We start from the raw sequence: 25,760 nt of genomic DNA on the forward strand, positions 1-25,760 counted from the left end.
TCGCCCCCTCGCCTTCAGAAAAAGATGTCCGCGGCCGGAATGGCCACGCGGGATTTGGCTGTGGATAATACAAGATTGCCTGTCGCGTCCACTGTTTCGAAGGTGCCTGATATTTCGTCACGTGACGTTCTGGCGGTCACGACCTCACCCAGACGCGCCGCCCGATCCAGCCAGGCGGTGCGGATGGGCGCAAACCCGTAAGTGGTAAACTGAGCTTCAAAATGCGCATAAGCAGGTGCCAGCAGGTCCAGAAACTCTTCGGGTGTCACGTCCGCTCCGGTCTCGTGCAACAGCGATACAGGCCGTACAGCGCCCGCCTCGACGTCAGACACTTCCGGGGCGTGTTTGAGGTTGACGCCGATCCCAATGGCAAAATGCGTAAGCTGCCCACCGCTGCCGGCACTTTCCAGCAGAATCCCAGCCAGTTTGCCACCGTTCAGCAATACGTCATTGGGCCATTTCAGCGAAAACGGTTCGGACCGTCCCGTGGCCGCCACCAGCGCGTCATATAGGGCAAGCGACGCTACGAAGGAGCGCAACGCCACCTTGTCCGGCGTCTCGCCCGGGTGCATCACCAAGGTCGCGGCAAAGTTGCCTACAGGGTTGCTCCAGCCGCGTCCGCGCCGACCACGAGCCGAGGTTTGTTCCAGTGCAAGAATCCACTCCGGACCACTTAGCCCCGGCGCGATCCGCACTGCTTCGGCATTGGTACTGTCAATGCTGGCCAGAACCCGTTTGCCGTAGCCTTCGGGCCAGTCGCTCATTGCGGAACCGTCCCTTGTTTAATTGACAAGAGTTGCCGCCGCAGCCTCGGCGATCGATTCAACGCCGAACATGTTGATGATCCCTACTAGCATGACAACGGCCGAGACCATCAACAGGCTCCACAATATCGGAGAGCGGGCCGTTTCCAGCTCTTCCTGTTCCTCGCCGAAATACATAAAGAAGACGATACGCAAATAGTAAAATGCCCCGATGACCGAGGCGATTACACCGGCCACCGCCAGCCACGCCAGACCACCATCATAGGCCGCGCGCAGCACGTAGAACTTGCCAAAGAAGCCCAGAAGCGGCGGTACACCCGCCAGGCTGAACAGCAATACCAGCATTGCCAACGCCCGGCCCGGATGGGCCTTGGAGTACATGTTGAGACTGCCAATATCCGTGACCGGCTGACCATCGCGCTCCATGCTGAGAATGAAGGCGAAGGTGCCGACATTCATAGTGACATAGATCGCCATGTAGATCAGCATCGCTTGCACGCCGAATGCCGTACCAGCGGCCAGCCCCATCAGTGCAAAGCCCATATGGGCGATCGAGGAATAGGCCATCAGGCGTTTGATATCGGTCTGACCGATCGCCGCCACGGCACCGAGGAACATCGACAGCACGCTGAGCACCGCGATCACCTGCTGCCAGTCGCCGACAACGCCGCCATAGGCGTCATGGACAACGCGGGCAAAGAGGCCCATCGCCGCCATCTTGGGCGCGGTGGCAAAGAAAGCAGTGATCGGCGTGGGCGAACCTTCGTAGACATCCGGTGTCCACATGTGGAAGGGCACGGCGCTGACCTTGAACGCCAGGCCAGAGATCACGAAAACAATGCCAAAGAGCAATCCAAGCGGCGCCCGCCCCTCGGCAGCCTCGATGATACCCGAGAAAAGCGTTGTGCCTGCATAGCCATAGGTCAGCGACGCACCGTAGAGCAACAGGCCCGAGCTGAGCGCACCCAGAACGAAATATTTCAGCCCGGCCTCGGTTGATTTGGCACTGTCACGACGCAGCGACGCGACAACATAAAGCGCCAGCGATTGCAGCTCCAGCCCCATATAAAGTGCCATCAGATCGCCCGCGCTGACCATGACCATCATGCCGACAACCGACAGGCAGATCAGCAGTGGATATTCGAAACGCAGAATCTTGCGGCGGGCCATGTATTCCTGGCCCATCACCAGAACAGCTGCGGCGCTGAGCAGGATTGTAACCTTGGCAAAACGGGCAAAACCGTCATCAACGAACATGCCGTCAAAAGCCACGCGGGTGTTATTGCCAGTGGCCCCGATAAAGAGCGCCATGGCGACGAACAGCGCCGCCGTCAACCACACCAGCAGTCCTGCCATCCTGTCCTTGCCGGTGTAGACCGTGAACAAAAGCGCCGCCATCGCATAGACCGACAGAACGATCTCGGGAAGGATAATATTCAGATCAGCCTGGATCATCTCTCGGGCCTCCGGTTAATGCGAAACGGCTGCGGTCTGACTGGCGGCGTGGCCGTCTGCCAGGGCAGTGTCGTAATTGGTAATCAGCGCCTCGACGGAGGGGCCGATGATATCGGTCACCAGGGCCGGGTATACCCCCAGCAGGATGGTCATTACCACCAGTGGTGCAAAGATCGCGCGTTCGCGTTTGCTCATGTCGGTGATCGACTTCAGGCTTTCCTTTATCAGGTCACCCATCACGACCCGGCGATAGAGCCAAAGCGCGTAAGCAGCACTGAGGATCACGCCCGAGGTTGCGACCATCGCCACCCAGGTATTGACCTGGAAGATGCCCATCAGCGTCAGGAATTCCCCGACGAAGCCCGAGGTGCCCGGCAGGCCGACATTGGCCATGGTAAAGAGCATGAAGATCAGCGCATAGGCCGGCATCCGGTTGACCAGCCCCCCATAGGCATCAATTTCGCGCGTGTGCATCCGATCGTAGATCACACCGACGCAAAGGAAGAGCGCGCCGGAGATGAAGCCGTGACTGATCATCTGGAAGATCGCGCCGTCGATGCCTTGCTGGTTCGCGGCGAAGATGCCCATGGTCACGTATCCCATATGGGCCACCGAGGAATAGGCGATCAGCTTTTTCATGTCCTCCTGCGCCAGGGCGACCAGCGAGGTGTAGACGATCGCGATGGCCGACATCCACAGGACCAGCGGTGTCATCACCTCGGACCCGATGGGGAACATTGGCAGGCTGAACCGCAGGAAGCCATAGCCCCCCATTTTCAAGAGGATTGCCGCCAGCACGACCGACCCTGCGGTGGGGGCCTGAACGTGTGCGTCAGGCAGCCAGGTATGGACCGGCCACATCGGCATCTTGACCGCGAAGCTTGCGAAGAAGGCGATGAACATCAGCGTCTGTGCCCCACCAACAATTTGGATGCCCAGCAAGCTGAAGCTTTCCGATCCGAACTGGTGGTTCATCAGCGTCGGGATATCTGTCGTGCCCGCGTCGGCGAACATCGCCACCATCGCCACCAGCATCAGAACCGAGCCGAGGAAGGTATAGAGGAAGAACTTGAAGCTGGCGTAGATGCGTTCCTTGCCACCCCAGATGCCGATGATCAGGAACATTGGGATAAGGCCCGCCTCGAAGAAGAGGTAGAAGAGCACCAGATCCAGTGCCATGAAGACGCCCAGCATCAGCGTTTCCAGCACCAGGAAGGCGATCATGTATTCCTTGACCCGGGTGGTCACGTTCCACGACGCGGCAATGGTCAGTGGCATGATGAATGTTGTCAGCAAGACAAAGAGGACACTGATCCCGTCCACACCCATCTTGTATTTCAAGCCCAGAAGCCAATTGCGCTCTTCCACGAACTGGAAACCTGTATCACTCGGGTCGAACCCGGCCAGGATGAACAATGAAACGACAAAAGTCAGCGAGGTGGCAATCAGCGCTACCCATTTCGCATTGCGCTGTGCCGCCTCATCCTCGCCCCGCAGGAACACTACCAGGATCAGTGCCGCGATGGTGGGGATGAAGGTTGTGATGGAAAGAAGATTATCCATTATTCAGCCCCTCCGGTGAAACTCATCCAAGTGACAAGCACCGCAATCCCGATAACCATCGCAAAGGCATAGGTGAAGATGTAACCCGACTGTGCCCGCCCCGCGAGGCGGGTGAAGAAGGGGATGATGCCCATGGCCACCCCGTTGATCGAGCCGTCGATGACATTGCCATCGCCGCGTTTCCAGAAGAACGAACCAAGCGCCTTGGCCGGGCGAACAAAAATGGCATCGTAAATCTCATCGAAATACCACTTGTTCAGCAGGAAGAGGTAGAGAGGGCGTTGGCTCTCGGCCAGTTTCTTGGGCATCGAAGGGTCCCAGATATAGAACCAGAGTGCTGTCAGGAACCCGATCAACATAGCGATGAACGGGCTGACCTTGACCCATTTGGGCGCATGGTGCGCATCATCCATCACGTGATTGTCCGGCGCCATGAAGATCGCGCCCTTGGGCGCTTCGCCATGATGCGCCATCGAGGCGGTGGCGTGATCGCCCTCCTCCTCTTTCATGGCGGCGTCACCGTGACCGTCATCAGTGGCGGCATGGGTATCCTCGGCCGCGGCATGACCGTCATCCGCGGTTGCGGCTTCGCCGTGCTCCGTGGCCTCGTCATGGCCTGTTGCCGCCTCGGCATGATGGGTGGGGATGCCAAAGAACGCATTCACCTGCTCGTGCTTGCCAAAGAAGCTGCCATACCACACCATCCCGGCAAAGACCGAGCCAAGTGCCAGCACGCCAAGCGGCACCAGCATGGTCATCGGGCTTTCATGGGCGTGATCGTGGGTATGTTTGTCCCCGCGCGGTTTGCCATAGAAAGTCATGAACATCAGACGCCAGCTGTAGAAACTGGTGAAGAGCGCAGCGATGACCAGCATCCAGAAGGCATAGCCCCCCGCCGTTCCCGCATAGGCGCTTTCGATCACCGCGTCCTTACTGAGGAACCCGGCAAAGCCGATTGTCGTCAGCGGAATACCCACACCGGTAATCGCCAGCGTGCCGATCATCATCGCCCAGAACGTATAGGGCAGCTTGCTTTTCAGCCCGCCATAGTTCCGCATGTCCTGCTCATGGTGCATCCCGTGGATGACCGACCCGGCGCCCAAAAACAGCATCGCCTTGAAGAACGCATGGGTGAAGAGGTGGAACATCGCGACCGAATAGACGCCAACACCGGCTGCCACGAACATGTAGCCCAGCTGCGAACAGGTCGAATAGGCGATCACGCGTTTGATGTCGTTCTGCACGAGGCCCACGGTGGCCGCGAAAAACGCGGTCGATGCGCCGAGGAAGGTGATGAACATCTTGGCCTCGGGCGCATATTCCATCAGCGGCGACATGCGGCAGACAAGGAACACGCCCGCCGTCACCATGGTCGCGGCATGGATCAGCGCCGACACCGGTGTCGGGCCTTCCATCGCGTCGGGCAGCCAGGTGTGCAGAATGAGCTGTGCCGATTTGCCCATCGCGCCCACGAACAGCAGGAAGGCGATCAGGTTGGCGGCGTTCCAATCGGTCCAGAGGAATGTCAGCTGCGTCTGCGCCAGCTCGGGTGCGGCGGCAAAGACATCGTCGAACTTGATGCTATCGGTCAGGAAATAGAGCGCCATGATCCCAAGCGCAAAGCCGAAATCACCGATCCGGTTGACCACGAAGGCCTTGATCGCCGCAGCATTGGCGCTTGGTTTGCGGTAATAGAAGCCGATCAGCAGGTACGAGGCCAGGCCCACGCCCTCCCAGCCAAAGAACATCTGCGCCAGGTTATCCGCCGTGACCAGCATCAGCATGGCGAAGGTAAACAGGCTCAGATAGGCAAAGAAACGCGGGCGATAGCTTTCTTTTTCTTCGTCGAACTGGCTGTCATGCGCCATGTAGCCCATAGAATAAAGGTGCACGAGGGCCGAAACCGTCGTGACCACGATTAGCATGATCGCCGTCAGACGATCGAGGCGGATGGCCCAGGCGGTATCCAGCGTGCCCGACTGCACCCAGTCCAGCACGTGAATGTAATGGGTTTCCCCGTCATGGCCAAGAAACACGATCCAACTGAGCAGCGCACAGAGGAACAACAGGCCAGTGGTCAGCCATTGTGCACCCTTGTCGCCGATGATCCGCCAGCCGAAACCGGCGATGATGGCCCCGATCAAAGGCGCGAAGAGGATGATTTTTTCCATGTCTTCAGCCTTTCATCACATTGACATCTTCAACCGCGATCGTGCCGCGATTGCGGAAGAAGCAGACCAGAATGGCCAGCCCGATCGCCGCCTCGGCCGCCGCCACCGTCAGCACGAAAAGGGTAAAGACCTGCCCCACCAGATCGCCCGCATAGGACGAGAAGGCCACAAGGTTGATATTGACCGAAAGCAGCATCAGCTCGATCGACATCAGCAGGATGATGACGTTCTTCCGGTTGAGGAAGAGGCCGAAAATGCCAATGACGAACAAGGCCGCCGCCACTGTCAGATAATGTTCCAAACCTATCATGTCGTCCCTCGGTTCTTATTCTTGGTCGGTTTGCTAGGTGGCGTTACAGCCCCTGCCCCGGTTTTACGTCTTTCAGTTCCATTGCCTTGGCCGGATCGCGATACATCTGCGCCAGCACGTTCTGGCGCTTGATGTCCTGACGATGGCGCAGGGTCAGGACAATTGCCCCGATCATCGCTACCAGCAGGATCAGGCCCGCCAGTTGGAAGAGCAGGAAGTATTTATCATAGAGCAGCAGGCCAAGTGCCGCGGTGTTCTCAACTCCCTCGGCGGGCACGGCGGCACGCGCCGCCTCGGCGCCCTCGGCGGTTTCCCATACGCCGTAGGCCAGGCCGAACTGCATCAGGAGAACCATGCCGATCAGCAACGCCAGGGGCATGTATTTGGCCATCTCGGCCTTCAACTCGGCAAAGTCCACGTCCAGCATCATCACCACAAAGAGGAACAGCACCGCGACCGCGCCCACGTAGACAATGACCAGCAGCATGGCCACGAATTCCGCTCCCAGCAGAACGAACAGTCCCGCCGCACTGATGAAAGACAGGATCAGCCACAGCACCGAATGCACCGGGTTCCGGCTGATCACGGTGAAAAGCCCGCCCACCAGTACGGAAATCGCAAACAGATAAAAGCATAGCGTTGCGATGGTCATGTCTCTTTTCCCTCTTCCTCGTGCTCGTCCAGCACGCCGCGCGCAATCTCCATCGCGCGGGTCATCGACGGCAGGCCGGCGAACATCGACATCATCCCGATGGTCTCGGCAATCTCATCCTTGGTGGCGCCGGCCTCAAGCGCGTGGCGCACGGTCATGCGTATCTGCGTATCGCTCTGCGCACCCAGCATGGTCAGCCCGGCCAGCGTCAGCAGCAGGCGCGTCTTGGCGTCCAGCCCATCCTTGCTCATCCCCTTGCCAAAGGCCATTTCCATGAATTCCTTGGGCATGGTCGGCCACAGGTTTTCGAACCCTTTGGGCGAGAAGGATTCCAGCGCAGGGTTCATGGCTTTGGCCATCTCCTGCGCCTGCGCCATCATGGCGGCGAAAGGGTTGCTGGTGTCACTCATCTGTAAGGTGCGTCCAGTTCAAGGTTGCGGGCGATCTCGGCTTCCCAGCGTTCGCCATTCTCCAAAAGCTTGGCCTTGTCATAGAACAGCTCTTCGCGGGTCTCGGTGGCGAATTCGAAATTCGGGCCTTCGACGATCGCATCCACCGGGCAGGCCTCCTGGCAGAACCCGCAATAGATGCATTTGGTCATGTCGATGTCGTAGCGCGTGGTCCGGCGCGATCCGTCATCGCGCGGCTCGGCGTCGATGGTGATGGCCTGCGCGGGGCAGATCGCCTCGCAAAGCTTGCAGGCAATGCAGCGTTCCTCGCCATTGGGATAGCGGCGCAGCGCGTGCTCACCGCGGAACCGTGGGGAAAGCGGGCCTTTTTCGTGCGGATAGTTCAGCGTGGCCTTGGGGGCGAAGAAGTATTTCAGCCCCAGCTTGAAGCCGACGAAAAAGTCCTTCAGCAGAAAATAGCCCGCCGCGCGTCCATAATCTATATTCGCCATCGCCTCAGCCCCTTGCTTCATCCAGCCGGATTTCTCCGGCATTCCTGTGGCCCTGCCACGTCGCTTCGTAATCGCTCTGCAACGCGTATTGCGGCAGGTGCGATTCCTTGGTCTTTTCGATCTCGTAGTACAGATACGTGCGCCCCGGCCCGATCTTGTTCTTCAGCCGCAGCCTGTGCCCGGTCAGCGCCGGGTCTTCAAACACCACGTGATCATAATCCGAAAGCGGTTCAATCGGCAGCGCGCGGCAGTCGATCACGTTGCAATTGCAGGCCCGCTTCCAGAAGGTCCAGACCAGTTCGGGATTGAACTGGTACATGCCGTGCCCATACCAGCCGTTCAGCCCATTGGCCGAGATGAACCGCCCACCGGGTTTAAGCATGCGGAACACGGTTTCCAGCGCATTGGGCACATTGAACACATGTTCGATCGTGCCGCCGTCGAAGATCAGGTCAAACTTCTTTTCCAGCTTCTTGGGCGGCAACTGGTTCAGGTCGTGGATGATCGACGCTCCCTCGTAATCCGAGAAATCCAGCGTCTCCATCGTGCCAAAGCCCAGCTTGGCCATCAGGGTTTCGGAAAACCCGTCCTCCTGCAGGAAATCGAACCGCTTGCCGTCAATCCCGTTGCTTTGCAATGACCGTTCATATTCCGCCCGGAACTTCGTCTGAATCCCGAACGACTGACGCCCAAGCATCAGGGTCCGGCCTTTCGGCTGGAACCGGGTCGAAAGTTCGACCAGTCGATCAAAAAGGACGCAGTCGATCCCCAAGGGTTCAGCCTCCTACGGCCCAGCGGGCCCATGCACCGCCCAGGACTTCGAATTTTGCCAGGAATGACACGATCACCACCCAACCCAGGCTGAGCGGCAAGAATACTTTCCAGCCGATGCGCATCAGCTGGTCATAGCGGTAGCGCGGCGTGATTGCCTTAACCATCGCGAAGATAAAGAAGAAGAACGCCATCTTGGAGATCATCCAGAACACACCGTCCGGCAGTCCGGGAATGGGCGAGAGCCAGCCACCGAAGAACAAGAGCGACGTCAGAGCGCACATCAGGAAAATGGCGATATACTCACCCGCCATGAACAGCAGGAAGGGTGTCGCCGAATATTCAACCTGATAGCCAGCAACCAGCTCCGATTCCGCCTCCGGAAGGTCAAACGGGGGACGGTTGGTTTCCGCCAGCGCCGAGATGAAGAACAGGAAAACCATCGGGAAATGCGGCAGCCAATACCAGCTGAAGAAGCCGTAATCGCCATCCTGTGCGGCGACGATATCGCCAAAATTCATCGACCCGGTCGAGATGATCACCCCGATGATGATCAGACCGATGCTGACCTCGTAGGAAATCATCTGCGCGGCCGATCTTAACGAGCCCAGGAACGGGTATTTCGAGTTTGAGGCCCAGCCGCCCATGATCACGCCATAAACCTCAAGCGAGGAGACAGCGAACACAAACAGGATAGCCACGTTGATATCGCTGAGAACCCAGCCCTCATTCATCGGAATGACCGCCCAGGCCAGGATCGCCAGAACGAAGCTGGTCAGGGGTGCCAGCATGAAGACGGCCTTGTCGGCGCCGGCCGGGATGACCACCTCTTTGACCACGTATTTCAGGGCGTCGGCCACGGATTGCAGCAAACCGAAGGTGCCCACAACGTTCGGGCCGCGCCGCATCTGAACTGCGGCCCAGATCTTGCGGTCGCCGTAGACCAGAAACAGCAGACTGACCATGACAAAGGCAATGACAGCCAGACATTGCGCTACGATCAGAACCGCGATCCCGAAGGGGGTTGTAAAGAATTCAGCCATCAGGTCCTCACACCATCGGTATTCCGTTTTCCGCGCAATGCGCGGCGACGACTTCTGCGTCGATTGTTTTCAGTCCGCGGGGCAGCGAAGATGAAATCGTATAAACCGCATCACCGCGCCAGATGCCACCCTCTTCGACCACATTAGTGCGCACATGGCGCGCAAATCCGTAGCCCCGGATCAGTGTATATTGCGCGGCGGCACAAGCCGCATATTGATCCACATCCTCGACCGAGCTTTCGCCGCTCATGGCGACATGGAAATTCACCAGATCACCGTCCAGAAGCCGCGTATCAATACCCTCGTAGACGGGCGCGGCACGGCTCACTTCATCATTGGTCTGCGTCTCACAGCCTGACAACCCCGCCGCAAGGGCAAGAACCACCAGGGATATGAGAGCGCGAAACCGCATTACTCAGCCGCCATCGGCTTTTCGCCACGGGCCTTGGCATTGGCGCTCAGCTCGGCCATCAGCTGGCTGGAACGGGCAATCGGGTTGGTCAGGTAGAAATCGGCAATCGCACCGCGGAAATCCGCCTTGCCCAGCTTACCCGTGCTCAGCGGTTGCCAGTCATTCTCGGGCACCTCGTCGATCTGCGCCAGATGCGGCGCGGCCTCGACCATCGCCTGACGCAACTGTGCCAGACTGTCAAAAGGCAACGCCGCCCCCATCTCGCCGCTGAGCGCCCGCAGGATCGCCCAGTTTTCCTTGGCCTCGCCCGGTGCAAACCCGGCGCGTTGCGCCAGTTGCGGGCGACCTTCGGTGTTGACGAAAAGCCCCTGTTCCTCGGTATAGGCAGCACCCGGCAGGATCACATCGGCACGGTGTGCACCCCTGTCGCCGTGGCTACCCTGATAGATCACGAAAGCACCCTCGGCGATTTCGACCTCATCAGCACCCAAATTGTAAACGACGTCGGCGCCATCAATGGCAGAATCCAGCCCACCGTCTGTGGTACACCCCACATCCATCGCGCCGACACGTCCTGCGGCTGTGTGCAGCACCAGCAATTTCGACTCGGTCTCTTCCGCCAGCGTCATCGCCGCAGCCAGCACGGCCTCGCCGTCGGCTTCACGCAGTGCCCCCTGCCCGACAACGACAACACTGGGTGCGTCCAGAACCGCGCCGTGCTCCTTGCCCAGAAGGCCACCAAGCGCCGCCCGATCCGTGCCCACATGGGTGTAGTCAAATGTCAGGTCCACGGCTTCGCCGATCAGACCTACCGTTGCGCCTTTGCTCCACGCCTTGCGAACGCGGGCATTCAGCACCGGTGCTTCAATCCGGGGGTTGGTGCCAATGAGCATGATGAATTTTGCGTCATCAATATCTTCGATCGCCGCCGTGCCGACATAGCCCGAGCGGTTGCCAGCGGGCAGTCTTGCCCCGTCGGTCCGGCATTCGGCATTACCGCCGTGCGCTTCAACCAGTTGCTTGAGCGCATAGGCCGCCTCGACCGAGGCAAGATCGCCAACCAGACCCGCAACTTTCTTGCCCTTCATGGCTGATGCAGCCGCACCCAATGCCTCACCCCAACTTGCGGGGCGCAGCTTGCCGTTTTCACGGATATAGGGCTTGTCCAACCGCTGGCGGCGCAACCCGTCCCAGACGAAACGGGTCTTGTCGCTGATCCATTCTTCGTTCACACCGTCATGGTTGCGCGGCAGGATGCGCATCACTTCGCGGCCCTTGCAATCAACCCGAATATTGCTGCCAAGTGCATCCATCACGTCGATGGTTTCGGTCTTGGTCAGCTCCCAAGGGCGAGCTGTGAAAGCATAAGGTTTTGAGACAAGCGCCCCCACCGGGCAAAGATCAATGATGTTACCTTGCAGGTTACTGTCCAGCGTCTCCCCCAGATAAGCGGTGATCTCGGAATCCTCGCCACGGCCGGTCTGACCCATCTGGTGAATGCCCGCCACTTCGGTGGTGAAGCGCACGCAGCGGGTGCAGGAAATACAGCGCGTCATGTGGGTTTCGACCAGCGGACCCAGATCCAGATCGTCCACGGCGCGCTTGGGCTCGCGGAAACGGCTGAAATCGACGCCGTAAGCCATCGCCTGATCCTGCAGGTCGCATTCGCCGCCCTGATCGCAGATCGGACAATCCAGCGGGTGGTTGATCAGCAGGAATTCCATCACCCCCTCGCGGGCCTTCTTGACCATCGGGCTGTTGGTTTTCACCACCGGCGGCTGGCCTTCGGGGCCCGGGCGCAGGTCACGCACCTGCATGGCACAGGAGGCGGCGGGTTTTGGCGGTCCGCCCACAACTTCCACAAGACACATCCGGCAGTTACCGGCAATCGACAGACGCTCATGATAACAAAAGCGCGGCACTTCGATCCCGGCCTGCTCACAGGCCTGGATCAGGGTCATCGCACCATCTACTTCGACTTCGGTATCGTCGATAATGATCTTGCGTAAGTCAGACATGCATTCTCACCTTGCTCTCAGTACTGCGCCGATCTGGCTGTTCTTCTGGATTTCCGAACGGCCAAGGACGCAAAGGCTCTCACCATCAAGGCTACTGGCCCCGTTGGCTTCAAAATAACGGTCGCGGCGTTTGCGCATCTCGGCCCTGTTGTCCCTGTCTTCCGTATAGGTCTTGATTTCCTGGTCACTGTACCCAAGCGACCGGGCGATTTCCTCAGTGCGTCGTATGAACGCCCGTGCCTTGAAGAAGCGGACCGAAAGGCTTTTGCATTCGCGGTTGATCTTGTCGACCACCGCCGCCACCAGCAGCCGGTTGTTGACTTCTTTCTCGTGATAAAGACCGGATTGCGCCGAGGCGCTGAACGAGGTCAGGATCAGCGTAAGGCTCAGGGCGATTGTGGGGATCATACGCATTGGGTGTCTCCTTTGATGCGATACACGGGCATCGCTTGGGGACGCGACCCGCTCAACGCAAAGGTGGCTTCCCCGCCACCTGATATGCAATAACAGGCAGGGTAACACCTTGATATAAAGCAATTTACTCCCATACGCGGCAACGCCCTTTCAGCACCAGATTGCCTTTCGACAGCATCGGTGATCCATCCTTGGCGTCCGGACCGCTTATCCAATCAATGCCGGAATACCCGAAATTCTCAACGCAGTATTTCACGGCGGCATGACGCCCCGCCTCGCGCGCGCCGTTCAAACCCTGGGCAGTTTTGCGCACGGTCACGACGAACGCCTCCCGATCGCCCTTTACCTTCTTTGCCTTGGCGGGGAAGTATTTACCGTCAAAGAACACGCGTTGTTCCTTGTCCGTGCATGCGCCAAGCATCAGGGCCGAAACCAGCAAGAGCGACAGACCTCTCATGCGCCGCGCTCCGATCCGATCTGTTGATATATCTGCACCATACTCACCCTACAAAACCGCAAAAATAGCCATGAGCGCCAGCAAGATACACATCAGCCAGCCCGCCACGTAGGTGAAAGACCGCACGCTCATGTCCGGCTTGCCGATCCCCTTGATGTGGACAAAGGCCAGCACCAGCCTGCTGACGAAAAAAATCGAGGCGAAAAGGTTCACCCAGAACGGACTGGCTCCTGCCAGAATGGCCGCCGCAACACAGGCCACGAAAAAACCAGTCGTCTCGGACAGGTTCAAATAGGCGCGGTGCCAGCGATAGACCGAACTGGAATAATCCGCCTCGGGCTGACACCCGGGCGCCAGGCCAAGCGCCGATTTGCGCATTGCGGATAGCGGACTGAGGAAAAGGCCAAAAATGGCCGTCCCTGCCATCGCGACAATCGCATGTCCGTATGCTGCGAATTGTTCCATCATGTTATTCTGTTGCCCCACTACGAATTCCCAAGACCACGATGGTCATAAACACTACTGCGGCAAAAATAGCCCACCGTTGAACAGAGCTCGAAAAACTCAGAAGGTGGTAACCGCAACGCCTGCAACCTGCAAAAGCTACATAAGGAACCTTTTCACAGGAGGGGCATTCAAGGCCGATTATGCCGAGCATGCTCATTCCGCCGCCACGGCGCTGACGGCGCCGGTTCGTTTTGCCTTGATGCGATCTTCGATTTCATCGCGGAAATTGCGGATAAGGCCCTGGATCGGCCAGGCCGCTGCGTCACCGAGCGCACAAATGGTATGGCCCTCGACCTGCTTTGTCACGTCCAACAGCATGTCGATCTCTTCCGGTTCGGCATCACCCTGCACCAGACGATCCATCACCCGCATCATCCAACCTGTCCCCTCGCGGCAGGGCGTGCATTGGCCACAGCTTTCGTGCTTGTAGAATTTCGACAAGCGCCAGATCGCCTTGATGATATCGGTGGAATTATCCATCACGATCACCGCCGCCGTTCCCAGCCCCGAGCGTTGTTCGCGAAGGTAGTCGAAATCCATGATCGCCTCGCGCATATGCTCACCACGGATACAGGGCACCGACGATCCGCCCGGGATCACCGCCTTGAGGTTATCCCAACCGCCCCGGATACCGCCGCAATGCTTGTCGATCAGTTCCTCGAAGGTGATCGACATCGCCTCTTCGACGACACAGGGGTTATTCACGTGGCCCGAGATCGCAAACAGCTTGGTGCCGGCATTGTTCGCGCGGCCAAAACTTGCAAACCAGTCCGGCCCGCGCCGCAGGATTGTGGGCACAACCGCAATGGATTCGACATTGTTCACCGTGGTCGGGCAACCATAAAGTCCGGCACCGGCCGGAAACGGTGGCTTCATCCGAGGCATGCCCTTCTTGCCCTCAAGACTTTCCAGCAGCGCGGTTTCCTCGCCACAGATATAGGCCCCCGCGCCATGCGCCAGATAAAGGTCGAAATCATAGCCGGATTTACAGGCATTCTTGCCGATCAGACCGGCCTCATAGGCCTCGTCAATCGCGGCCTGAAGCGCCTCTTTCTCCCGAATATATTCGCCACGGATGTAGATGTAGCAGGCATGCGCATTCATCGCGAAACTGGCGATCAGGCAGCCTTCGACCAGCGTATGCGGATCGTGGCGCATGATCTCGCGGTCCTTGCAGGTGCCGGGTTCGGATTCGTCGGCATTGACCACCAGATAGGACGGGCGACCGTCGCTTTCCTTGGGCATGAACGACCATTTCAATCCGGTCGGAAAGCCCGCGCCGCCACGTCCACGCAGCCCGCTGCCCTTCATCTGATCGACAATCCAGTCGCGCCCGTTTTGCAGGATCTTTGCGGTCCCATCCCAATGGCCCCGCGCCTGCGCGCCCTTCAGCGTGCGATCATGCATCCCGTAGAGATTGGTAAAGATACGGTCCTGGTCGTTCAGCATCCGTGACTACCCCTGATTATCCTGACGCGCGCGCCAGATTTGAAAGATCATCCACAAGGCCCAGATGAACCCTGCCAAGGCGATAAGATCGAGAAGCGCCCGTGTGCGGTTGTCCAGCCCAAGCTGCCCGCCCACGAATGAGGCAACGACCCAGAAAACCGCCGTCCCGGCGATCACCAGAGCGGCCTGCCGCCCCTTTCTGCTTTCGTCCTCTTTGCCACCCATCACTCATCATCCGTCAGTACACGTCGCCATCTTCGACGCGCTTCGAAAACTCGGTCTCGCCACCTTCGGCCAGCACCTTTGCCTGATCGACCCAATTGTCTCGGCTCACCCGGCCCTTGAAACCCACCAGGCTCTGATCGGCCCAGGCCACCTCGGCCTCGGACCAGGATGCAATCTGGTCGAAATGATAAATCCCGTGCGAATTCAATAGCTTCTCAAGCTTGGGTCCAACACCTTTGATCTGTTTCAGATCATCGGCGGCATAACCGCGCGCTCCACTCAGCGCCTCGGGCTTGGTGCCCGCATCGGGCGTCGACGCCGCTTTGGTGGCCTTTTGCGGTTTGGCGGGTTTGGGTTTCGCCGCTGATTTTGGCTTGTCGGCCTTGTCAGCAGCGGGTTTTGCCATCACCGGCGCAGCGGCACTGACATCCTGCGGCTCTGCGCTGAGCTTGACCGACGGTGCGTCGGGCTTGTGATTGGCCCCTTTGTCACGCCACGGGGCAAGGATCGGCACTTCGGTGCCGTCGATCCGCTTGACCGTTTCACCGATATCCGTGGCCAGTTGCACGCTGGCATTGTACTTGGTCTGGCCGCTGTCGAAATCCTTGAGGCTGGTCAACCCGCTTAGCGGTTCAGAGGCATAGCGCCCGTTCTGCGGGCCAGGCGTAGGCACCTTGCCTGATGCCAGTTCGTCAATGATCTCGGCCAGACGTTCCGCCGTCAGATCCTCGTAATAATCCTTGCCGATCTGGGCCATTGGCGCGTTGGCGCAAGCCCCCAGGCATTCAACCTCTTCCCAGCTGAACTTACCATCCGCGCTCAGCGTGTGGGGCTTGTCGGCGATCTTTTCACGGCAGACACCCACCAGATCCTCGGCCCCGCAAATCATGCAGGATGTTGTTCCACAAACCTGAATATTTGCAACAGAACCAACCGGTTGCAGCTGGAACATAAAGTAGAAGCTGGCCACCTCAAGCGCCCGGATATAGGCCAACCCCAGCATATCGGCCACATGCTCGATCGCCGGACGGCTCAGCCAGCCCTCTTGCTCCTGCGCGCGCCAGAGCAGCGGAATGATCGCGCTGGCCTGACGGCCTTCGGGGTATTTGGTGATCTGCGTTTCAGCCCATTCCTTGTTGGCGGGCGTAAAGGCAAAGCTGTCGGGCTGCTCGTGATGAAGACGGCGTAGCATTCTCAGGCACAGGCTCCTGTGGTCAGTTTCACGCCGCCTTCGGGAAGTTTGACGGCACGGTCAGCGGCAAGCTGATATTTGGTGATGGCAAGCGTTTGTTCGCGGGTAAGTCCCGCTTGCAGTTCGACGGGAAGATAATCGGATTCGTGCACCATTTCGCACCCAATGCTGGCTACGGCGGTTTCATAGGCCGCAATTTGTTCCTGGCTCACCCCATCAGGTGGCAGGGCACAGCCTGTCACCAGCAAACCCAGTGCAAATACGCAAATCTTTTGGCCCAGCTTCATTCGCAATATCCTCTTGTCCCTTCAAACATGTTCACGCCCCATCGCCAGCAGCGCCACCAGCACCACGACCGAGGCGGCAAATCCGGCCGCCAGATGCTTGCCAAAGGGGAACCCGCCACGCGCATAGATCCATGCATCGGCAAATCCCATGAAGGCAAAGGTCGTGAACAGCACCGCGATCACGTTCAGATCGCCATATAGCGTGGCCCCGATGGCCAGAATGGTGAAGGCGATATACCGGTCGGTCATCACCTCGGGCAGTTTTTCCAACCGATGCGTTGTCTGGTCAAGACCGGAGATCGGATCACGCAGGAACAACAACGCCAGCGCCCCCGTCACCAGAATTCCCACACCCGAAAGGGCTATGGCGGCCAGTTCCAGCGTCATTACCGGTCAATCTCCCCGAAAACGACATCCATCGTTCCGATGATTGCAGCCACGTCCGCCAATTGGTGGCCCCCGGCCACGTAATCCATCGCTTGCAGGTGCAGATACCCCGGTGCGCGGATCTTGGCGCGGTAGGGTTTGTTGGTGCCATCGGCCACCAGGTAAACGCCGAATTCCCCTTTCGGGGCCTCAACGGCGGCATAGACCTCGCCCTCGGGCACATGGAAACCCTCGGTGTATAGTTTGAAATGGTGGATCAAACTTTCCATGCTGGTCTTCATGTCACCGCGCGTCGGCGGAGTCAGCTTGCCACGCGCCAGAACATCGCCCTGTCCGTCTTCGGCCCGCAGTTTGGCAATCGCCTGATGAATAATGTGCAGCGATTGGCGCATCTCTTCCATCCGGCAAAGGTAGCGGTCATAGCAGTCACCGTTCTTGCCAATCGGGATCTGGAATTCGAACTCGTCATAGCATTCATAGGGTTGCGCCCGGCGCAAATCCCAAGCCATGCCCGAACCGCGCACCATCACGCCCGAGAAACCCCAATCCAGCGCATCCTGTTCGCTGATCACGCCGATATCGGCATTGCGCTGCTTGAAAATACGATTTTCAGAAAGCAGCCCGTCGATATCGTCGATCACGGCGGGAAATTCATTTGCCCAGGTTTCGATATCGTCGATCAGGTCTTCCGGCAGATCCTGATGCACTCCACCGGGACGAAAGTAAGCCGCGTGCAGACGGGCGCCACAGGCGCGTTCGTAGAACACCATCAGTTTTTCGCGTTCCTCGAAGCCCCAGAGCGGCGGGGTCAGCGCGCCTACATCCATCGCCTGCGTGGTGACGTTCAGCAGATGGTTCAGGATGCGACCGATTTCACTGTAGAGCACCCGGATCAGGCTGCCCCGACGTGGCACCACGGTGCCGGTCAACTTTTCGATGGCCAGGCACCAGGCATGTTCCTGGTTCATCGGAGCCACGTAATCCAGCCGGTCGAAATAGGGCAGGTTCTGCAGGTAAGTGCGGCTTTCCATCAGCTTTTCAGTGCCACGGTGCAGCAGGCCGATATGCGGGTCACAACGCTCGACAATCTCACCGTCCAGTTCCAGCACCAGCCGCAACACACCATGCGCCGCCGGGTGCTGAGGCCCGAAATTGATGTTGAAATTGCGGATCTGCTGTTCGCCGGTCTGGGCGTCCTCGTAGCCGCGCCCGTTATTGGAGCCGTCCATCATATCGCACCCCATTTCTTATTTGGCAGAAATCCAGATGTGGGAGTCTCAAAAGCTAAACCATTGATAACTTTCGCGCGCAGAGGACTCTCGGCGGGAGAATTTTTTAAAAACGGCATAGCGCCTGCAAACAACATCGCTGCAGCTGCTAATTCCGCAATCTCAGTCAGAAACGGGATCATTTCGCTTCCTCCTGCTTTTCGTCACCGGGCAGGATGTATTCGGCACCTTCCCACGGGCTCATGAAATCGAACTGGCGGTATTCCTGAACCAGGCTGACCGGTTCATAGACCACGCGCTTTTGTTCTTCGTCATAGCGCACCTCGGTATAGCCCGTGGTCGGGAAATCCTTGCGCAACGGATGCCCGCGGAAACCATAGTCGGTCAGGATACGGCGCAGGTCCGGATGACCGGAAAACAGGATGCCATACATGTCGAACACTTCACGTTCGAACCAGTTGGCAGACGGGTGCACCTCGACGATCGACGGCACCATCTCATCCTCGCGCACGGCGATGCGCAGGCGAATGCGCTGGTTCTGGTACATGGAGAGGAAGTGATAGACCACGTCAAACCGTTTGGCCCGCTCGGGATAGTCCACGGCAGTGATATCCACCAGGGTCGAGAATTTGCAGGTCTGGTCGTTCTTCAGAAACTCCACCAGCCCGACGATATTGGAAAGCGCCACATCGACCGTCAGTTCGTCATGGGCTACGTTCCAGCCCAGCACGCAATCGGTACGCTTCATCTCGATATGGGTGCCAAGTTCGTTCAGCGCATCAGTCATCGCCGTCCTCCCGGAGTATCTGGTCGTAAAACGTGGCTTCTGCATCATGGGTCTTGAAAAAACGCGCCATGAAATCCGGCAGCACGGTCTTCGCCGCATGTTTGCCCGCAAAAGAAACAATGGCTGCCATATCCCGCCATTTCGTCAAGACAATCACGTGGCAGGGGTCTTCATCGCGCCGCGCCAGAAAAGTCACATCGCAAAACCCGTCCACAGCACGCATATTTGGCAAGACGCGTTCGCGAAATGTGTCGACCCAAGCGCTCAGGTCGTCGCGTGACACGGTGGCTTCCCACCTTCTGACCACGGCCTCGCTCATCGTACGATTGTCCCGGTACGTCGGATCTTGCGCTGCAGGGCCATGATGCCATAGACCAGCGCCTCGGCGGTGGGTGGGCAGCCGGGCACATAGATATCGACCGGCACGACCCGGTCACAGCCGCGCACCACGGAATAGCTGTAATGGTAATAGCCGCCGCCATTGGCGCAGCTGCCCATTGAGATCACGTAGCGCGGCTCGGGCATCTGGTCATAGACCTTGCGCAGCGCCGGGGCCATCTTGTTGGTCAGGGTGCCGGCCACGATCATCACGTCCGACTGGCGCGGGCTGGCGCGCGGAGCAAAACCAAAGCGTTCCACGTCATAGCGCGGCATCGCGGTATGCATCATTTCAACCGCACAGCAGGCCAGGCCGAATGTCATCCAGTGCAGTGAGCCGGTCCGCGCCCAGTTGACGATGTCTTCGCTGGTGGTCAGCAAAAAGCCCTTGTCCTGCAGGTCGCGGTTCAGCTCCTGCGTGGCATAGTCGCGGTCACCGCCCGCGGTATTGGCGCCGGTCATCACTCCCATTCCATCGCTCCTTTGCGCCATTCATAGGCAAATCCTGCGGTCAGCACCGCAAGGAACACCATCATCGACCAGAACCCGACCATGCTGACGTCCTTGAACGCCACCGCCCAGGGGAACAGCATCGCAATCTCCAGATCGAAAATGATGAACAGGATCGACACCAGGTAGAACCTCACATCGAATTTCATCCGCGCGTCATCGAAGGCGTTAAAGCCGCATTCGTAGGCGCTTACTTTTTCCGGATCGGGGTTGCGGACAGCCAGCACAACGGCGGCGAGAATCAGAACAATTCCAAGACCGATGGCGATGGCCAGGAAAACGAGAATGGGAAGGTATTCCCTCAGCATCTCTTCCACGTGGTGGCTCCTTTCATGCGCTTGAATTGCCGCGCATTCAGATGGCTCTTTATGACTACATCCGGGTTTACCCCTGCCCTATGGTGGGGTCAACCTGACCATAGCATTTTAACTGCGTCGAAATTCGCGGATTAACCGCCCGGCCGGACCTCAGACAGACTTGGCCGCGTCGCATAAATTCCTGAGTTTTTTCATCGCCAATTCCCGACCCAGAAAACCCAGGCCACAATCGGGCGCCGCGATCAATCGCTCCGCTGGCAGATGCTGCATCACCTCGGTCATGCGCTCACGAATTTCCTCAACTGTCTCAACGCGGCTGGACGCGACAGTGACAAATCCCACGATGAGCTTTGATTTGTTGAAATGCGGAAAGAGATGCGCGGGATTATGACGATGCGCATCCTCGATCGAAATCTCATCGGTCAGGCCATCCACCGCATCAGCGATCTGAACATAGGATTCCTGTTCGGCCTTGGGATAATCGTCCTGATCCAGATAGGACGGATAGCCGCAACACATATGCACCACGCGGTTCACGTCCCCGGGCAACCCGTGAAAACACCGCTCCAGAGTCTCGGTCCCATAGACCAGTGCTGCATCCGGTTTGCGGGCAAAGATAGGCTCGTCCACCTGAATGTTGCGGCATCCGGCCTCGGCCAGGGCGCGAATCTGCCCGTTCAGCGCATCCGCCAGATCCCGCGCCAATTTCGGCGCGTCGTTGTAATAGGCATCCGCCGTGGTGTCCGAGATCGTCATCGGCCCCGGCACTGTGATCTTGACGGGACGGCCCGCCGCCTTTTCCGCCACCTGCCAATCGCGAACAAGGGTCGAGGTATCCGTCGCCCGGATCGGTGCGCGGATCGTGGGCAGTTCGGATTTATAGGCCCCGTTCCGTTGCACGGTCTCGGTCAGGTTCTCGAAATCGAACCCTTCGAAATGGCGGCACTGGTAATGCACGTAATTCTCGCGCCGTTGCTCTCCATCGGTGGGCATGTCGATGCCACAGGCGATCTGATCTTCGATGGCCTCAACCGTCGCTCGGTCCAGCAGCGCTTCGATATCCTTATCGCTGTTTTCGGTCCATTTGCGCAGCACCGCGTCGCTGTAATCATCGGAATCGCAGCGCACCTGGAACCAGTCCGAGATCGGTACGTAATCGGGCTTGGGATAGGCCCCGATACAGGTGGTGGGTAATGGCATGGCGGCATCCTTCTTAGACAGAAAAGTTACTGCCAGATGCTAGAGCGTTTCTGGTTTCAAGGAAAACATTATGAACGGGTCTGGCCTGCAAAAGATATCTGCAACTCTGGTTCCGAGCCGCGCATTGCCGGATCGCGGGCTGGCGATGCGCGGCGTCGCTACGCTCCTTGATTCCGCGCAGGTTGGAATGATCGGGGATGGTTACAAACAACCGGAAACCTCTCATCCGTCCAAAGCTGAAATGCTGCAACCGACGTGACAGGCCGTGCCTGTTCAGGCCGCTGCCATGGCTGCGCGGTATCGGGCGGGCGGCAGGCCCTTTTCTTTCTTGAAAACGCGTGAAAAACCGGATTCCGAATTGTACCCCACCTCGGCGGCCACTTCGGCCACCGACCGGCCCGTCTCACGCAGCGCGCGGCAGGCCAGCTGCATCCGCCAATAGGTCACATATTGTAGCGGCGGCATGCCAACCTTCTCGGAAAACCGAACCGCGAAACCGGTGCGCGACATGCCAGCCTCGCGTGCCAGCATATCCAGCGTCCAGCCATGCGACGGGTCGGCATGGATCATCGTCAGCGCCCGCGCCAGTTGCGGATCGGAAAAACCCGACAGCCCTGCATCCTCGGCCTCGGAACTGGACAGAAAGGCGCGGATCGCCTGGGCAAAAATCGTCTCGGAGAGTTTCAGCGCGATCAGGTCCGCCCCCATCGCCTGCCCGCCGGTTTCCGCACCGATCATCCGCAGCGTCGCCTCCATCCACTGCCCGGCCTGCGCGCCATAATCCGGAATATGCACCAGCGCCGGCAGGCGGTCGAAAATCGGATGCTCCTGCCCCTCGGCGATTGAAAAATGCCCGCAGATCAACTGCGTCTCACGATCCTCAAGATTGTCATCGCCGGGATAAACCAGAACCCCCTCGCCCTTATAGCCTGCGCGTTCCAGCACGGTCTCAAGTGGCAGGGCATCCAGTTCCGTCTCGGGCTGACAATACAAGGCATGCCCCGCCCCGCCGGGGATGATCACCAGATCACCCTGCGCCAGACGCAGCGGATCACCGCCCTTTTCGTGCCGGATCATGCATTCACCCCGATGCACGAAATGAAACCGCGCAACATTCGAATAGCTTGGCACGCGCACCCCCCAGGGCGGCCTGAAAGAGGCGCGGAAATACAACGTTCCCTTCATGGATAAACGCATCAGGATATCGCTTAGCAAGTCTGTCATGAGGCGATAGTTATAGATTAATTCCCACACGTCCATCCGTTTGAACGATCAGACATGAATTCTGTACTCTACAGCATTCAAAGTTCAGGACATGCAGCCTCTATTTGAAGGACCATAACCCCTACAAAATGAGGAAGAGATGAAACACCTGCTTGCCGCCACTCTTTTATTAACCGCCACCACACCCGCCCTGGCCGAAGATCCGGCCAAACTCAGCGATACGGAAATCGCCCATGTGGCCTATGTCGCCGACAATATCGACATCCGCTATGCCCATCTGGCCCTGGCGATCAGCACCACGCCTGAAATCCATGAATTCGCCAAGACAATGATCCGTGACCACGAGGCGGTGAACGCCGCTGCGCTCGAACTTCTGGACAAACTGGGCGCTGAGGCACAGGACAATTTCCTTTCCCAGAAACTGGCCGCCGATTCCGAAGAGATCATTAACCGCCTCTCAGACCTTCGCGGGGCCGAATTTGACCGCGCCTATGCGGAAAACGAACTGGGCTACCACAAGGCCGTCAACAACCTGGTGGAAAACACCTTCATCCCGAATATCGACCACCCCGAGGTGAAGGCGCTGTTCGAACAGGGGCTTGAAATCTTCAAGGTCCATGAAGATCACGCCGAGATGATGGTCAAGGCGGTCCAATGACGCCCAACCGTCGCACGATCCTGATGGGGGCGCTTGGCAGCGCCCTCTTCCCGGCCACCGGGGCGCGCGCAGAGGGGCGCGATCATAAAGTGAGCATCCGCAATTTCACGTTCGAACCAGAGACACAGACCGTGGCGGTCGGCGATCGCATCTTGTTCATCAACGAAGACCTCGCCCCACACACTGCCACCGCTGACGATGGCAGTTGGGATACGGGCGCGCTGGAACAGGGGCAAAGCAAGCAACTCATCGTTGCCGACGACTGGACGCCCACCTATTTCTGCGCCTTCCACCCGGCGATGACCGGGCGGCTCAACATCGGATGAAAAGGCTTAGAAGGTCAGTTCAGCACCTACGATGAATGTATGGGATTCGACGCTGCGGTCGCCCACGCGCGTCGGCAGGATCAACGGCACGAAGCCAGCGTTATACATGTATTCCGCGCCCAGTTTCACATGCGGGGTCGGCTCGAACTCTAGCCCAAGGATGACCTGCTCCATCCGCTCCCACTCGGTGCCGTTGGCACCTTGCACACCACGACTGGCGGTCAGCGAATAGACTGCGGGCTTGCCCAGGATCTTGGACCGGTAGCGCCCTTGCAGCGTTGTGGCCGACACTTTGTGGCCGGTCGCGGGCCAACTATCGGCGGTCTGGGTAAATTCTGCCATCACATCGTAATTCGAACCGCTATAGGTCGCATTCACATTATAGGCGTTGTTCCACGACCGGTTGATGCCCACGCCGGGTGGGTGATGCGCGATGGTGCTGTCATAGATCGTGCCGCGAAGATATCCGCCGCCCACCGTCACACTGCGCGCATTGGCCAGATCGAACCGGTGCGTACCATTAAGCGCGAAATTCGACAGATCACCGTCATTGTCGGGGCTGCTGATCACCCGCAACCCGCGATGTTCGGGAATGATCGACAGCGCAAGATGGGTGCGGTCGGTCACATATCCCAGCTCGATCAGCGGATCATCGGTCTGCGACCAGAAATAGTGGCTGCTATGGCTGTGAGTGAAGGGGGCATAGGAGGCGAAATTCCCGAAATTCACGGTCTTGCGCCCGACCCCCACATAGAACGGCGCGCGATCAAGATCGCCAACGGCCACCCAGTATTTGCGCAATTGCAGGTCTTCCTGGCCGGGATATTCGACCTCGGTATATTCGCCCTGCACAAAGGCCGTGACCCAGGGCAAGGTAATCGTGGCGTTCAGCGACGCCTCGTTCAGCACACCGTAGGAATCAGACTTGCCCGAAGTATGGGTCGGCGGCAGCCGCGACAGGATCGGGAACTTGCCCGCCGTGTTAGTTTTCTCCGAGATATAGGTCATCACCAACCGACCGCCGAAATAGAAACTCAACGGAGCAAGCACGCCGGACTGGCGGGCGCGCAGGGCCACTGCAATCTTGTCCGTAACGTGATCCTGCCGGTCGAACATCTGTTCCGAATACCGAAGGTCGGTCTTGATCACGTCGTCAAAGGAATAGGCGGCCACACGGTCCGATCTTGAAGTCACGTCAGCCGACGCTGCGTAAGGGATTGAAAAAGCGATAAAAGAAGCAGTCAGATATTTAAGCACTCGTACCATGATCACAAATCCGTGAATAATTCTCTCAATTCCGTGATCAGTAGGTGTCGCCATATCTCCCTGTCAACAACATTAAAGTTAAGTCATTCCTAATTTGTGTCGGTGTTCCATTTCGGTTTCCGCTTGTCGAAGAACGCGCCGATGCCTTCGGGGGCCTCATCACCGGCCCAGCACGCACTGAGTTCGGCGATTGAATGGGCGATGGCCTCCTCGTCAATGCGCGGCCCGAAAGCGCGCAACAACGCCTTGGACCGGCTCACCGCGCCCGGCGCACAGGCCAGGTAAGGCACCACTTCGGCCTCGATCGCCGTGTCCAGATCATCGACCGGCACGGCGCGCGCCATGAGGTTCAGATCAACCGCCTCCGCCGCGCCGAAAAGACGCCCTGACATGAAGACGCGCCGCGCCTTGGCCTCTCCCATCCGGGCGCAGACATAAGGCCCGATCGTGGCCGGGATCAGGCCCAGCCTGGTCTCGGTCAGTCCCATTTTGACATGATCCGCACCGATCACCACGTCGCAGACACTGGCGATGCCAACACCGCCACCAAAGGCGTTGCCATGCACCCGGCCGATCAGAGGTTTAGGTAACGTATTCAACGCATTAAGCATCATGGCCAGTTTGGTCGCCTCGGTCGCGCGCAGCTCGGGCGTGGCGTCGAACTGTTCCCGCATCCAACCCAGATCGCCCCCCGCGCAAAAGGATTTTCCATGTCCCGCCAACACCACTACGCGCACCGATGCGTCCGCTGCCAGATCGCGAGCCGCCTGAGACAACTCCGCAATCATCTGCGCCGACAACGCATTGTGTTTCTCAGGCCGGTTCAGCCACAGCGTCGCCACCCCGCGCGGATCTTTTTCAAGTGCTATCGTCTCAAACATCTCGTG

33 protein-coding genes are annotated in these 25,760 nt (G+C 58.6%); 3 read left to right on the plus strand and 30 right to left on the minus strand.

Translation table 11 applies throughout. The features are described from left to right. Positions 1 to 14: 14 nt before the first annotated feature. From Q1B27_RS14755 to Q1B27_RS14885, 27 genes are all read right to left on the minus strand, one after another. Positions 15 to 764, minus strand: coding sequence for a biotin--[acetyl-CoA-carboxylase] ligase (locus tag Q1B27_RS14755; protein WP_299848568.1), 750 nt, complete (start codon positions 762 to 764; stop codon positions 15 to 17). Positions 765 to 782: 18 nt separating this feature from the next. Beyond that, positions 783 to 2,219 carry an NADH-quinone oxidoreductase subunit NuoN gene (gene nuoN, locus Q1B27_RS14760; protein WP_299848569.1) on the minus strand — a complete coding sequence of 479 codons (1,437 nt, stop codon included), beginning with the start codon at positions 2,217 to 2,219 and terminating at the stop codon, positions 783 to 785. Between the two features lie 15 nt (positions 2,220 to 2,234). Then, a complete protein-coding gene (locus Q1B27_RS14765) occupies positions 2,235 to 3,782 on the minus strand; it encodes an NADH-quinone oxidoreductase subunit M (RefSeq protein ID WP_299848570.1) in 1,548 nt (515 codons plus the stop codon). Beyond that, positions 3,782 to 5,953 (minus strand): NADH-quinone oxidoreductase subunit L, encoded by a 2,172-nt coding sequence (gene nuoL / locus Q1B27_RS14770; RefSeq protein ID WP_299848571.1) that lies wholly within the window; start codon positions 5,951 to 5,953, stop codon positions 3,782 to 3,784. Before nuoL ends, Q1B27_RS14765 begins: the two co-directional genes overlap by 1 nt. Before the next feature lie 4 nt (positions 5,954 to 5,957). Then, positions 5,958 to 6,263: an NADH-quinone oxidoreductase subunit NuoK gene (nuoK, locus tag Q1B27_RS14775; RefSeq protein WP_299848573.1), complete on the minus strand. Its 306-nt coding sequence runs from the start codon at positions 6,261 to 6,263 to the stop codon at positions 5,958 to 5,960. 43 nt (positions 6,264 to 6,306) lie between these two features. Further along, on the minus strand, positions 6,307 to 6,915 hold the full coding sequence (locus Q1B27_RS14780) for an NADH-quinone oxidoreductase subunit J (protein ID WP_299848574.1): 609 nt from the start codon (positions 6,913 to 6,915) through the stop codon (positions 6,307 to 6,309). Beyond that, the gene (locus Q1B27_RS14785; protein WP_299848575.1) at positions 6,912 to 7,325 is read right to left on the minus strand and encodes a carboxymuconolactone decarboxylase family protein; all 414 of its coding nucleotides are present in this window, start codon (positions 7,323 to 7,325) and stop codon (positions 6,912 to 6,914) included. The genes Q1B27_RS14780 and Q1B27_RS14785 overlap by 4 nt, the downstream gene beginning before the upstream one ends. Next, positions 7,322 to 7,816: an NADH-quinone oxidoreductase subunit NuoI gene (gene nuoI, locus Q1B27_RS14790; protein ID WP_299848645.1), complete on the minus strand. Its 495-nt coding sequence runs from the start codon at positions 7,814 to 7,816 to the stop codon at positions 7,322 to 7,324. The genes Q1B27_RS14785 and nuoI overlap by 4 nt, the downstream gene beginning before the upstream one ends. 4 nt (positions 7,817 to 7,820) lie before the next feature. Further along, on the minus strand, positions 7,821 to 8,588 hold the full coding sequence (locus Q1B27_RS14795; protein ID WP_299848576.1) for a bifunctional 2-polyprenyl-6-hydroxyphenol methylase/3-demethylubiquinol 3-O-methyltransferase UbiG: 768 nt from the start codon (positions 8,586 to 8,588) through the stop codon (positions 7,821 to 7,823). Between the two features lie 4 nt (positions 8,589 to 8,592). Next, positions 8,593 to 9,630 carry an NADH-quinone oxidoreductase subunit NuoH gene (nuoH, locus tag Q1B27_RS14800; protein WP_299848577.1) on the minus strand — a complete coding sequence of 346 codons (1,038 nt, stop codon included), beginning with the start codon at positions 9,628 to 9,630 and terminating at the stop codon, positions 8,593 to 8,595. Between the two features lie 7 nt (positions 9,631 to 9,637). Beyond that, positions 9,638 to 10,042, minus strand: coding sequence for a hypothetical protein (locus Q1B27_RS14805; RefSeq protein WP_299848578.1), 405 nt, complete (start codon positions 10,040 to 10,042; stop codon positions 9,638 to 9,640). Then, entirely contained in the window at positions 10,042 to 12,060 is a 2,019-nt protein-coding gene (nuoG, locus tag Q1B27_RS14810; protein ID WP_299848579.1) for an NADH-quinone oxidoreductase subunit NuoG, read from the minus strand. The genes Q1B27_RS14805 and nuoG overlap by 1 nt, the downstream gene beginning before the upstream one ends. A 6-nt stretch (positions 12,061 to 12,066) precedes the next feature. After that, positions 12,067 to 12,474: a DUF5333 domain-containing protein gene (locus tag Q1B27_RS14815; protein WP_299848580.1), complete on the minus strand. Its 408-nt coding sequence runs from the start codon at positions 12,472 to 12,474 to the stop codon at positions 12,067 to 12,069. A 124-nt stretch (positions 12,475 to 12,598) separates the two neighbouring features. Next, positions 12,599 to 12,931 (minus strand): hypothetical protein, encoded by a 333-nt coding sequence (locus tag Q1B27_RS14820; protein ID WP_299848581.1) that lies wholly within the window; start codon positions 12,929 to 12,931, stop codon positions 12,599 to 12,601. Positions 12,932 to 12,979: 48 nt separating this feature from the next. Beyond that, a complete protein-coding gene (locus Q1B27_RS14825; RefSeq protein WP_299848582.1) occupies positions 12,980 to 13,396 on the minus strand; it encodes an MAPEG family protein in 417 nt (138 codons plus the stop codon). A 195-nt stretch (positions 13,397 to 13,591) separates the two neighbouring features. Further along, entirely contained in the window at positions 13,592 to 14,887 is a 1,296-nt protein-coding gene (nuoF, locus tag Q1B27_RS14830) for an NADH-quinone oxidoreductase subunit NuoF (RefSeq protein ID WP_299848583.1), read from the minus strand. A 6-nt stretch (positions 14,888 to 14,893) separates the two neighbouring features. Continuing rightward, complete coding sequence (locus Q1B27_RS14835; RefSeq protein ID WP_299848584.1) at positions 14,894 to 15,112, minus strand: DUF5337 domain-containing protein; 219 nt, start codon at positions 15,110 to 15,112, stop codon at positions 14,894 to 14,896. Between the two features lie 13 nt (positions 15,113 to 15,125). Then, a complete protein-coding gene (locus Q1B27_RS14840; protein WP_299848585.1) occupies positions 15,126 to 16,304 on the minus strand; it encodes an NADH-quinone oxidoreductase subunit E in 1,179 nt (392 codons plus the stop codon). Positions 16,305 to 16,306: 2 nt separating this feature from the next. Next, complete coding sequence (locus Q1B27_RS14845; RefSeq protein WP_299848586.1) at positions 16,307 to 16,591, minus strand: hypothetical protein; 285 nt, start codon at positions 16,589 to 16,591, stop codon at positions 16,307 to 16,309. A 21-nt stretch (positions 16,592 to 16,612) separates the two neighbouring features. Next, entirely contained in the window at positions 16,613 to 16,978 is a 366-nt protein-coding gene (locus Q1B27_RS14850) for a hypothetical protein (RefSeq protein WP_299848587.1), read from the minus strand. Beyond that, entirely contained in the window at positions 16,978 to 18,207 is a 1,230-nt protein-coding gene (locus Q1B27_RS14855; RefSeq protein ID WP_299848646.1) for an NADH-quinone oxidoreductase subunit D, read from the minus strand. Before Q1B27_RS14855 ends, Q1B27_RS14850 begins: the two co-directional genes overlap by 1 nt. Beyond that, positions 18,207 to 18,389, minus strand: a complete 183-nt coding sequence (locus tag Q1B27_RS14860; protein ID WP_299848588.1) for a hypothetical protein — start codon at positions 18,387 to 18,389, stop codon at positions 18,207 to 18,209. Before Q1B27_RS14860 ends, Q1B27_RS14855 begins: the two co-directional genes overlap by 1 nt. Continuing rightward, positions 18,386 to 18,994 carry an NADH-quinone oxidoreductase subunit C gene (locus Q1B27_RS14865; protein ID WP_299848589.1) on the minus strand — a complete coding sequence of 203 codons (609 nt, stop codon included), beginning with the start codon at positions 18,992 to 18,994 and terminating at the stop codon, positions 18,386 to 18,388. Before Q1B27_RS14865 ends, Q1B27_RS14860 begins: the two co-directional genes overlap by 4 nt. Next, positions 18,987 to 19,313, minus strand: a complete 327-nt coding sequence (locus Q1B27_RS14870; protein ID WP_299848590.1) for an antibiotic biosynthesis monooxygenase — start codon at positions 19,311 to 19,313, stop codon at positions 18,987 to 18,989. Before Q1B27_RS14870 ends, Q1B27_RS14865 begins: the two co-directional genes overlap by 8 nt. Then, positions 19,310 to 19,843: an NADH-quinone oxidoreductase subunit B family protein gene (locus Q1B27_RS14875; RefSeq protein WP_299848591.1), complete on the minus strand. Its 534-nt coding sequence runs from the start codon at positions 19,841 to 19,843 to the stop codon at positions 19,310 to 19,312. Before Q1B27_RS14875 ends, Q1B27_RS14870 begins: the two co-directional genes overlap by 4 nt. Continuing rightward, positions 19,834 to 20,199 carry an NADH-quinone oxidoreductase subunit A gene (locus Q1B27_RS14880; protein WP_299848592.1) on the minus strand — a complete coding sequence of 122 codons (366 nt, stop codon included), beginning with the start codon at positions 20,197 to 20,199 and terminating at the stop codon, positions 19,834 to 19,836. The genes Q1B27_RS14875 and Q1B27_RS14880 overlap by 10 nt, the downstream gene beginning before the upstream one ends. A gap of 150 nt (positions 20,200 to 20,349) precedes the next feature. Continuing rightward, positions 20,350 to 21,399, minus strand: coding sequence for a cobalamin-independent methionine synthase II family protein (locus Q1B27_RS14885; protein ID WP_299848593.1), 1,050 nt, complete (start codon positions 21,397 to 21,399; stop codon positions 20,350 to 20,352). Positions 21,400 to 21,469: 70 nt separating this feature from the next. On the opposite strand from Q1B27_RS14885, the gene Q1B27_RS14890 reads away from it, so the two are divergent. After that, positions 21,470 to 21,658, plus strand: a complete 189-nt coding sequence (locus tag Q1B27_RS14890; protein WP_299848594.1) for a hypothetical protein — start codon at positions 21,470 to 21,472, stop codon at positions 21,656 to 21,658. 14 nt (positions 21,659 to 21,672) lie between these two features. Here Q1B27_RS14890 and Q1B27_RS14895 read toward each other — a convergent pair whose 3' ends face one another. Further along, a complete protein-coding gene (locus Q1B27_RS14895) occupies positions 21,673 to 22,659 on the minus strand; it encodes an AraC family transcriptional regulator (protein WP_367181354.1) in 987 nt (328 codons plus the stop codon). Positions 22,660 to 22,762: 103 nt separating this feature from the next. Between Q1B27_RS14895 and Q1B27_RS14900 the strand changes: the two genes are divergently transcribed. Together Q1B27_RS14900 and Q1B27_RS14905 are read left to right on the plus strand one after the other, a co-directional pair. Further along, complete coding sequence (locus Q1B27_RS14900) at positions 22,763 to 23,281, plus strand: DUF4142 domain-containing protein (RefSeq protein WP_299848596.1); 519 nt, start codon at positions 22,763 to 22,765, stop codon at positions 23,279 to 23,281. Further along, positions 23,278 to 23,607 carry a copper-binding protein gene (locus tag Q1B27_RS14905; RefSeq protein ID WP_299848597.1) on the plus strand — a complete coding sequence of 110 codons (330 nt, stop codon included), beginning with the start codon at positions 23,278 to 23,280 and terminating at the stop codon, positions 23,605 to 23,607. The genes Q1B27_RS14900 and Q1B27_RS14905 overlap by 4 nt, the downstream gene beginning before the upstream one ends. A gap of 6 nt (positions 23,608 to 23,613) precedes the next feature. Here Q1B27_RS14905 and Q1B27_RS14910 read toward each other — a convergent pair whose 3' ends face one another. Together Q1B27_RS14910 and Q1B27_RS14915 are read right to left on the minus strand one after the other, a co-directional pair. Beyond that, the gene (locus tag Q1B27_RS14910) at positions 23,614 to 24,873 is read right to left on the minus strand and encodes a hypothetical protein (RefSeq protein WP_299848598.1); all 1,260 of its coding nucleotides are present in this window, start codon (positions 24,871 to 24,873) and stop codon (positions 23,614 to 23,616) included. Positions 24,874 to 24,962: 89 nt separating this feature from the next. Further along, on the minus strand, positions 24,963 to 25,754 hold the full coding sequence (locus Q1B27_RS14915) for a crotonase/enoyl-CoA hydratase family protein (protein WP_299848599.1): 792 nt from the start codon (positions 25,752 to 25,754) through the stop codon (positions 24,963 to 24,965). Positions 25,755 to 25,760: the final 6 nt, after the last annotated feature.

Source organism: uncultured Roseovarius sp. (genome assembly GCF_947489715.1).
Lineage (GTDB): Bacteria > Pseudomonadota > Alphaproteobacteria > Rhodobacterales > Rhodobacteraceae > Roseovarius.

Excerpts from the sequence above, each read along its gene's own strand:
- Q1B27_RS14805 (WP_299848578.1), bottom strand. The coding sequence starts at position 10,042 with ATGCGGTTTCGCGCTCTCATATCCCTGGTGGTTCTTGCCCTTGCGGCG.
- Q1B27_RS14890 (WP_299848594.1), top strand. The coding sequence starts at position 21,470 with ATGAACGGGTCTGGCCTGCAAAAGATATCTGCAACTCTGGTTCCGAGC.
- Q1B27_RS14875 (WP_299848591.1), bottom strand. The coding sequence starts at position 19,843 with ATGGGAGTGATGACCGGCGCCAATACCGCGGGCGGTGACCGCGACTAT.
- Q1B27_RS14915 (WP_299848599.1), bottom strand. The coding sequence starts at position 25,754 with ATGTTTGAGACGATAGCACTTGAAAAAGATCCGCGCGGGGTGGCGACG.
- Q1B27_RS14815 (WP_299848580.1), bottom strand. The coding sequence starts at position 12,474 with ATGCGTATGATCCCCACAATCGCCCTGAGCCTTACGCTGATCCTGACC.
- nuoG (WP_299848579.1), bottom strand. The coding sequence starts at position 12,060 with ATGTCTGACTTACGCAAGATCATTATCGACGATACCGAAGTCGAAGTA.
- Q1B27_RS14785 (WP_299848575.1), bottom strand. The coding sequence starts at position 7,325 with ATGAGTGACACCAGCAACCCTTTCGCCGCCATGATGGCGCAGGCGCAG.
- nuoF (WP_299848583.1), bottom strand. The coding sequence starts at position 14,887 with ATGCTGAACGACCAGGACCGTATCTTTACCAATCTCTACGGGATGCAT.
- nuoN (WP_299848569.1), bottom strand. The coding sequence starts at position 2,219 with ATGATCCAGGCTGATCTGAATATTATCCTTCCCGAGATCGTTCTGTCG.
- nuoH (WP_299848577.1), bottom strand. The coding sequence starts at position 9,630 with ATGGCTGAATTCTTTACAACCCCCTTCGGGATCGCGGTTCTGATCGTA.
- Q1B27_RS14900 (WP_299848596.1), top strand. The coding sequence starts at position 22,763 with ATGAAACACCTGCTTGCCGCCACTCTTTTATTAACCGCCACCACACCC.
- Q1B27_RS14825 (WP_299848582.1), bottom strand. The coding sequence starts at position 13,396 with ATGGAACAATTCGCAGCATACGGACATGCGATTGTCGCGATGGCAGGG.
- Q1B27_RS14765 (WP_299848570.1), bottom strand. The coding sequence starts at position 3,782 with ATGGATAATCTTCTTTCCATCACAACCTTCATCCCCACCATCGCGGCA.
- Q1B27_RS14850 (WP_299848587.1), bottom strand. The coding sequence starts at position 16,978 with ATGACGCTGGAACTGGCCGCCATAGCCCTTTCGGGTGTGGGAATTCTG.
- Q1B27_RS14780 (WP_299848574.1), bottom strand. The coding sequence starts at position 6,915 with ATGACCATCGCAACGCTATGCTTTTATCTGTTTGCGATTTCCGTACTG.
- nuoL (WP_299848571.1), bottom strand. The coding sequence starts at position 5,953 with ATGGAAAAAATCATCCTCTTCGCGCCTTTGATCGGGGCCATCATCGCC.
- Q1B27_RS14835 (WP_299848584.1), bottom strand. The coding sequence starts at position 15,112 with ATGGGTGGCAAAGAGGACGAAAGCAGAAAGGGGCGGCAGGCCGCTCTG.
- Q1B27_RS14860 (WP_299848588.1), bottom strand. The coding sequence starts at position 18,389 with ATGATCCCGTTTCTGACTGAGATTGCGGAATTAGCAGCTGCAGCGATG.
- Q1B27_RS14755 (WP_299848568.1), bottom strand. The coding sequence starts at position 764 with ATGAGCGACTGGCCCGAAGGCTACGGCAAACGGGTTCTGGCCAGCATT.
- Q1B27_RS14845 (WP_299848586.1), bottom strand. The coding sequence starts at position 16,591 with ATGAAGCTGGGCCAAAAGATTTGCGTATTTGCACTGGGTTTGCTGGTG.
- nuoI (WP_299848645.1), bottom strand. The coding sequence starts at position 7,816 with ATGGCGAATATAGATTATGGACGCGCGGCGGGCTATTTTCTGCTGAAG.
- Q1B27_RS14855 (WP_299848646.1), bottom strand. The coding sequence starts at position 18,207 with ATGGACGGCTCCAATAACGGGCGCGGCTACGAGGACGCCCAGACCGGC.
- Q1B27_RS14820 (WP_299848581.1), bottom strand. The coding sequence starts at position 12,931 with ATGAGAGGTCTGTCGCTCTTGCTGGTTTCGGCCCTGATGCTTGGCGCA.
- Q1B27_RS14885 (WP_299848593.1), bottom strand. The coding sequence starts at position 21,399 with ATGCCATTACCCACCACCTGTATCGGGGCCTATCCCAAGCCCGATTAC.
- Q1B27_RS14870 (WP_299848590.1), bottom strand. The coding sequence starts at position 19,313 with ATGAGCGAGGCCGTGGTCAGAAGGTGGGAAGCCACCGTGTCACGCGAC.
- Q1B27_RS14840 (WP_299848585.1), bottom strand. The coding sequence starts at position 16,304 with ATGCTACGCCGTCTTCATCACGAGCAGCCCGACAGCTTTGCCTTTACG.
- Q1B27_RS14905 (WP_299848597.1), top strand. The coding sequence starts at position 23,278 with ATGACGCCCAACCGTCGCACGATCCTGATGGGGGCGCTTGGCAGCGCC.
- Q1B27_RS14895 (WP_367181354.1), bottom strand. The coding sequence starts at position 22,659 with ATGGACGTGTGGGAATTAATCTATAACTATCGCCTCATGACAGACTTG.
- Q1B27_RS14910 (WP_299848598.1), bottom strand. The coding sequence starts at position 24,873 with ATGGTACGAGTGCTTAAATATCTGACTGCTTCTTTTATCGCTTTTTCA.
- nuoK (WP_299848573.1), bottom strand. The coding sequence starts at position 6,263 with ATGATAGGTTTGGAACATTATCTGACAGTGGCGGCGGCCTTGTTCGTC.
- Q1B27_RS14865 (WP_299848589.1), bottom strand. The coding sequence starts at position 18,994 with ATGACTGATGCGCTGAACGAACTTGGCACCCATATCGAGATGAAGCGT.